Source organism: Asanoa sp. NPDC050611 (assembly GCF_040654855.1).
In the GTDB taxonomy this organism is placed as follows: domain Bacteria; phylum Actinomycetota; class Actinomycetes; order Mycobacteriales; family Micromonosporaceae; genus Asanoa.
On sequence record NZ_JBFAIU010000378.1, the window covers coordinates 1 to 6624 of the forward strand.

Here is a 6624-nt window from a genome sequence, read left to right on the forward strand (position 1 = left end):
TACCGCGCCTGCGGTGTCTACCGCGCCTGCGGTGTCTACCGCGCCTGCGGTGTCTACCGCGCCTGCGGTGTCTACCGCGCCTGCGGCGCGCACTGCTGCCTCGGCGACCGTCGACTCGGCGGCCGCATCAGCTGCGGAGCTCGAGATCTCGCTCGCGCCCCTGGTGGCCGTCGGGTCGGGCTTCGTGCCGTCGCCTGGGCTCTGGGGCGGTGCTGACGAGTCGGAGCGCGTCGGATCCGTGGTTGTGTTGGTGGGCTTGCGGGTTCGGCGTGCCGTGTCAGGAGGTGCTTGTCGCGCCCGCGACCGTTGCGGTACCGCGCCCGCAGGGGAGACCGACGTCGCCGTCAACGTTGCCGTCGCGGTTGGTGTCTGGTCGACCCTTGCCACCCGCACCGCGTCCCATGCGGCTTCTGCGCCGGCGCGGGCCGAAGGGGAGCCCGGCTCCGGCGGCCCCGCGGTCCCGCCGCCCGTACCCGGTTCCCCTTCGGTCCGATGTGGACCGGGAGCCGGGCCGCCGCCGAGGCGGCCGGGATGAGGGGTGCGGCCCGTCGGGTCCGTGGTGCCGCGGCTTTCCGGCGCCGGGCCGCTGGTCGGCACAGTGCCCGGGCCCGGTGTCGACTCGTCCAGGGCGTCGATCGTGCGCATGCGGTCCAGGACCGCGTCCGCGGTCGGGTCGAGGATCTCGTCCACCACCGCGCCGTCGGCGAGGAACAGGACGCGGTCCGCGTACGACGCCGCGACCGGGTCGTGGGTGACCATCACGATCGTCTGGCCGTGGGTCTGCACCGAGTCGCGCAGGAAGGTCAGGACGTCCGCGCCCGAGCGGGAGTCCAGGTTGCCGGTCGGCTCGTCCGCGAAGATCACGTCCGGGCGGCTGACCAGGGCCCGGGCGCACGCCACGCGTTGCTGCTGGCCGCCCGAGAGTTGCGACGGGCGGTGGCTCAGCCGGTCGCCGAGGCGGACGGTCTCGATGACCGTGCGGTACCACTCCGGGTCGGGCTTGCGGCCCGCGATCGACATCGGCAGCAGGATGTTCTCCTCGGCCGTCAGCGTCGGCAGCAGGTTGAACTGCTGGAAAATGAACCCGATCTTGTCCCGCCGCAGGCGGGTCAGGCCCGCGTCGCCCAGGCCCGTGACCCGGGTGTCGCCGACGTAGACGTCGCCGCTGCTCACCGAGTCGAGCCCCGCCAGGCAGTGCATCAGCGTCGACTTGCCGGAACCGGACGGCCCCATGATCGCGGTGAACTTCCCGCGCTCCAGGTCGACGCTCACGTCGCGCAGCGCGACGACCTCGGTCTCGCCGGCCCCGTACACCTTCCACACGTGGACGGCCCGCGCGGCCGGTCCCGTCACGGCAGTCGTCGTCATGTTGTCCGATCATTCCCCAGCGTTCCGGACATTTAATGGTGAAACGCCCAGCCTCCTTCGCCTGCGGGGCCAGGCACACGCGCCCGAGCCGACGTGCGGAAAGATGACGGTGTACGTGACGAGGGAGTGGGGTGGCGATGACGGCGGAGGCCGCGGCCGACGGGGCGCACACACCCGGGCGGCCGGTCCGGGTGCTGCTCGCCGACGACCAGCCCCTGCTGCGCACCGGTTTCCGCATGGTCCTCGGCGCGCAGGGCGACCTCGACGTCGTCGGTGAGGCCGGCGACGGGGCCGAGGCCGTCGACCTGGCCCGCCGCCTGCTGCCCGACGTGGTGCTCATGGACGTCCGCATGCCGCGCATGGACGGCGTGGCCGCCACCCGCGCGATCGTCGAGGCCCGCCTGCCGGTCCGGGTCCTGGTGCTGACGACCTTCGACCTCGACGAGTACGTGGTCGGCGCGCTCCGCGCGGGCGCGAGCGGTTTCCTGGCCAAGGACGTCCCCGCCGACGACCTGGTGACGGCGATCCGCACGGTCGCCGCCGGCGAGGCGGTCGTCGCACCGCGGATCCTCAGGCGCCTGCTGGACCGCTTCGCCGCGGCGCTGCCCGACCCCCGCGAAACCACCCGGCCGGCGCTGGCGACGCTGACCGACCGGGAACGCGAGGTCCTGGTCCAGGTCGCCCGCGGCCTGTCCAACGCGGAGATCGCCCGCAAGCTCTCGGTCAGCGAGACCACGATCAAGACCCACGTGGGCCACGTCCTCACGAAGCTCGGCCTCCGCGACCGGGTCCAGGCGGTGGTCCTCGCGTACGAGTCGGGCCTGGTCCGCCCCGGCGCCTGACCCCTACCCGAACGGCACCTCGTCCGGCTGGCAGACCGTGCCGCGCGGCGGGACGGCGAGGTCGACGAGGTACCTGGTGCGCAGCGCGTCCATGCACGCCGACGGGATCTGGTAGCTCGGGTGCCCCCAGCCGTCCATCGTGACCAGCACGGCGTTGCCCAGTCGCTGCTCCGCCGCCTGCGCGTTGCGGTACGGCGTCGCCGGGTCGTACCGCGAGCTGAACAGCAGGATCGGCGTGTCCGTCCGCGCGTTCCACGGCCCGCTGAAGCGGCCCGGCGCGTCGGCCGGCCAGCCGGCCGCGCACGGCGCCCACAGCCACCAGCCCAGCACCGCGCCCCACAGCTTGCCGACCTCGTCGAACCGGGCGATCTGCGCGGGCCAGTCCGTCACCGGGACCGTGGCGGGCGCGTCGCCGCACGAGATCGCCGTCGACGTGGTCGAGGCCGCGAAGCCGGCCGGCGTCTGCATGGCCCGCGCGGCCGTCAGCAGCGCGCTGGCGTCACCGGCGGCCGACGCGTCGTGGTCCGCCGCGAACTGGGGCCAGGTCAGCGGCAGCCGCAGCGACCAGGGCGGCAAGGCAGGCCACGACGACCGCCGAGGTGCGCCGGACCCGAGCTGGAGCACGCCTGACACACCTGGCCATCTGGACCCCCGGTTACCGGTGACCAACTCAGCTCAGGCTATCGACCAACTTCGCATTTGCCCGCCAGGCCACGATCGCCGGTCAGGGTTCCAGTCGTGCGATCGCGAGGAGGTCGTCGGCCGTCATGTCGAGCGCCTCGGCGAGCCGGCGCACGATGACCGGGTCCGGTGTCCAGCCGCCCCGCAGACAGCGGACCGTCGACATCGAGATGCCCGCGCGCCGGGCCACGTCGCTGGCCGGCAGCCCGCGGAGGTCGATCAGCCGCGCCACCACGGCGCCGAACGGGTCGGGCTCCGGCGTGTCGCCGACCGTCGCCGCCGGACCGATGACCATGTCACCGATCTTCGCCTGAAAGCGCAGCAGCCGGTCGCCTTCGAAGCGGACCCGGGCCGAGAACGGCAGCGACCCGCCCTCGCCGCCCACCTTCCCGGGCACCGAGACCTCGACGACGCGGTTTTCGGTGGTCGAGGTGAAACACGGGCTTGCGGCCCGCACCTCCACCACCCGCCAGGCCGGGTTCCACCACGGCAGCGCGCCGAGCCGCGCGTCCAGGAACGGCACCAGCACCGAGATGTCGACCGCCGCCGCCGTCACCGGCCGGAAACCCGGCCAGTAACGCAGTGCCTCGACCACCGCGGGGCTCAGCGCGCCAGTGGGCTCACTCGTCGGCCCCAGGGGTCACCACCTCCCCGGGCTGCTGCTCGGTGCGCGGCCGCGGTGCCGGGAACGGCGGCGGCGTGCCGCCGAACGCGGGACACACCGCCTGGTGCGCGCACCAGCCGCATAGTCGGCTCGGCTGCGGCCGGAACTCCTTGGCCTCGGTGGCCCGCTCGATCGCCCGCCACAGTGCCACCAGCGTGCGCTCGAACCGGGCCAGCTCCTCGGCGTCGGGGGAGTAGTCGCAGACCTCCTGGTCGCGTAGGTAGAGCAGCCGCAGCACCCGCGGCACCACGCCCCGGGTGCGCCAGAGCACCAGCGCGTAGAACTTCAGCTGGAACAGCGCCCGCGCCTCGAACGCCTCGCGGGGCGCTCCGCCGGTCTTGTAGTCGACGACCCGCAGCGCCCCGTCGGGCGACACGTCGAGGCGGTCGATGTAGCCCCGGATCAGCAGCTGCTCGTCGACCACGGCGCTGATCAGGGTCTCGCGCTCGGCCGGCTCCAGCCGGCTCGGGTCCTCCACGCTGAAGTAGCCGGCCAGCAGCCCACGCGCCGAGGCCAGGAAGTCGTCGGTGGTCCAGGGGCGGCGCACGTCGATCGCCGGGTCCTCGATGAGCGCCGGCGGCTCGTCGGAGAGGAACAGCTCGGCCAGCGAAGGCTCCTCGGCGACCATCCGCTCCCACTGCGGGGCGACCAGCTCGGCGGCGGCCGAGGCGGTCCGCGCGGCGGCCGGCAGGTCGAACAGTCGCTCCAGCACCGCGTGCACCAGCGTGCCCCGGGCCTGGTCGGGGCTGGGGGTCTCGGGTAGCCGGTCGATCGTGCGGAAGCGGTAGAGCAGCGGGCAGGTCTTGAAGTCGGCCGCGCGGGAGGGGGACAGCGAGGGATAAACCGGCGCCTCGTCACCCGGCTCGAGGGACACAGCCTGCGTTGTCATGCCCCAGACGCTAAACGAGGGGTACGACGAAACCGCGTGGGCGGGTCGTGTCGATAGCATCGATACGATGGCAGACAACGCGAGCGGTAAAGATCAGCCCGAGCGACGGCCCGGGTTGGTGGTCGGCCGTGTGTGGGGTGTCCCGCTCTACCTCAATCCCTCCGTCCTCCTGCTCGCGGGCCTGATCACGCTGCTCTACGGAAACTTCGTCCGGCAGCAGCTCGACCTGCACCCCGCCGCCGGCTACCTCGTCGGCTTCGGCTTCGTCGTCTGCCTGCTGGTCTCCGTGCTCCTGCACGAGCTCGGCCACGCGATCACCGCCCGGCGGTTCGGCATCGGCGTGAAGGGGATCACCCTCGAGCTGCTCGGCGGCTACACCGAGATGGACCGCGACGCGCCCAGCCCGAAGGTGGACCTCCTGGTCTCCCTGGCCGGCCCGGCGGTCTCGCTGGTCCTCGGCGGCGCCGCGGTCGGGGTGACGCTGGCCCTGCCCGACGGCACCCTCTGGAACGAGCTCAGCTTCCAGGTCGCGTTCAGCAACGTCGTCGTGGCGATCTTCAACGTGCTGCCGGGCCTCCCGCTCGACGGCGGCCGGGCGCTGCGGGCCGTGGTCTGGTGGTTCTCCAAGGACCGTCACATCGGCACCGAGGTCGCCGGCTGGGTCGGCCGGGGCCTCGCGGTCGCCGTGGCGGTCACGGTCGCCGCGCTCGCGTACTTCGACATCCTGTCGCTCTTCGGGCTGGTCTTCATGCTGCTCATCGCGCTGACCCTGTGGCAGGGCGCGGGGCAGAGCATCCGGTTCGCCCGCATCAGCCGCCGGTTCCCGCTGATCGACCTCGCCCGCCTCGCCCGGCCGGTCTTCATGGTGCACAGCGGCACCCCGCTGGCCGAGGCGCAGCGCCTCGCCCTGGCCGCCGGCCGCCAGGACGCCGCGCTGGCCACGGTCGACTCGGCCGGGCGCCTCGTCGGCCTGGTGGAGAAGGCCGCCGTCGAAGCGGTGCCGCTCGAGCGGCGCCCCTGGGTGAGTGTCGACACGGTCGCCCGCGGCATCGACGGGGTGCCCACCATCCCGGTCGGCACGAGCGGCGATCAGGTGATCACCACGGTCCAGCGCAACCCGGGCTCGCAATACCTCGTCACCTCAGGACAAGATGTGGTCGGTGTGCTGCGCCTGTCCGACCTGGCGCAGCTGCTGGAGCCCAACGGAAAGACGAGGACGTGAACCCGACCACCACCGCGCAGTCCGAGCCCGACACGACCCCGGCCAACCGGGGACCGTTCCGCGTCGGCGACCGGGTCCAGCTCACCGACCCCAAGGGCCGCATGCACACCGTCGTCCTCGAACCCGGTCGCGAGTTCCACACGCACCGCGGCGCGCTCGCCCACGACGCCATCATCGGCCGGCCCGACGGCTCGGTCGTCCGATCCACCGGCGGCACGGAATACCTGGCCCTTAGGCCGCTTTTGTCCGATTACGTGCTGTCCATGCCCCGCGGTGCCCAGGTGATCTATCCGAAGGACGCCGCCCAGATCGTCACCATGGGCGACATCTTCCCGGGCGCCCGCGTGCTGGAGGCCGGCGCCGGCTCCGGCGCCCTCGCCAACTGGCTGCTCCGCGCGGTCGGCCCGTCCGGCGACCTCATCTCCTACGAGCTGCGCGAGGACTTCGCGGCCATCGCCCGCAGGAACGTCGAAGCCTTCTTCGGCGGCCCGCACCCCGCCTGGACCCTGCGCACCGGCGACGTCCTGGACACCACCGAGACCGGCTTCGACCGCATCATCCTCGACCTGCTCGCGCCCTGGGACGCCGTCGACCTGATCTCCCGCGCGCTGGTCCCCGGCGGCGTCTTCATCGGCTACGTCGCCACCACCACGCAGCTTTCCGACCTGGTCGAGGCCCTGCGCGAGAAGGGCGGCTTCACGGAGCCCCGCGCCTGGGAGTCGCTGGTCCGCGACTGGCACGCCGAGGGCCTGGCCGTGCGCCCCGACCACCGGATGATCGCGCACACCGCGTTCCTGGTCTCCGCGCGCAAGCTCGCGCCGGGCGTCCGGTGCCGCCCGTCAGCAACCAGGCGCCGGTGGTCACCGCGACGCGGGACGGCTCGGCGGACGGCAACCTGTCCACGCGGCTGGTCGGCACGGCGTCCGACGACGGCGTGCCCTACGACAGCGAGCTGACC

At 73.1% G+C, this 6624-nt stretch carries 6 protein-coding genes and 1 pseudogene; 3 read left to right on the forward strand and 4 right to left on the reverse strand.

Annotation, left to right across the window (positions count from 1 at the left end):
- Positions 1 to 627: 627 nt before the first annotated feature.
- A pseudogene (locus AB0H87_RS35580) lies at positions 628 to 1368 on the reverse strand (ABC transporter ATP-binding protein); the annotation flags it as partial.
- Between the two features lie 137 nt (positions 1369 to 1505).
- Here AB0H87_RS35580 and AB0H87_RS35585 point away from each other — a divergent pair.
- Positions 1506 to 2210: a response regulator transcription factor gene (locus tag AB0H87_RS35585; RefSeq protein WP_360156080.1), complete on the forward strand. Its 705-nt coding sequence runs from the start codon at positions 1506 to 1508 to the stop codon at positions 2208 to 2210.
- Between the two features lie 3 nt (positions 2211 to 2213).
- Here AB0H87_RS35585 and AB0H87_RS35590 read toward each other — a convergent pair whose 3' ends face one another.
- From AB0H87_RS35590 to AB0H87_RS35600, 3 genes are all read right to left on the reverse strand, one after another.
- Positions 2214 to 2834, reverse strand: a complete 621-nt coding sequence (locus AB0H87_RS35590; protein ID WP_360156083.1) for an alpha/beta hydrolase — start codon at positions 2832 to 2834, stop codon at positions 2214 to 2216.
- Between the two features lie 100 nt (positions 2835 to 2934).
- The gene (locus AB0H87_RS35595) at positions 2935 to 3486 is read right to left on the reverse strand and encodes a helix-turn-helix transcriptional regulator (RefSeq protein ID WP_360156086.1); all 552 of its coding nucleotides are present in this window, start codon (positions 3484 to 3486) and stop codon (positions 2935 to 2937) included.
- A gap of 25 nt (positions 3487 to 3511) precedes the next feature.
- Positions 3512 to 4444 (reverse strand): PD-(D/E)XK nuclease family protein, encoded by a 933-nt coding sequence (locus AB0H87_RS35600; RefSeq protein ID WP_360156089.1) that lies wholly within the window; start codon positions 4442 to 4444, stop codon positions 3512 to 3514.
- Between the two features lie 130 nt (positions 4445 to 4574).
- Here AB0H87_RS35600 and AB0H87_RS35605 point away from each other — a divergent pair, with 130 nt between their 5' ends.
- On the forward strand, positions 4575 to 5666 hold the full coding sequence (locus AB0H87_RS35605) for a M50 family metallopeptidase (protein ID WP_360156095.1): 1092 nt from the start codon (positions 4575 to 4577) through the stop codon (positions 5664 to 5666).
- Positions 5663 to 6622: a tRNA (adenine-N1)-methyltransferase gene (locus tag AB0H87_RS35610; RefSeq protein WP_360156092.1), complete on the forward strand. Its 960-nt coding sequence runs from the start codon at positions 5663 to 5665 to the stop codon at positions 6620 to 6622. Before AB0H87_RS35605 ends, AB0H87_RS35610 begins: the two co-directional genes overlap by 4 nt.
- The last annotated feature ends 2 nt before the right edge of the window (positions 6623 to 6624 follow it).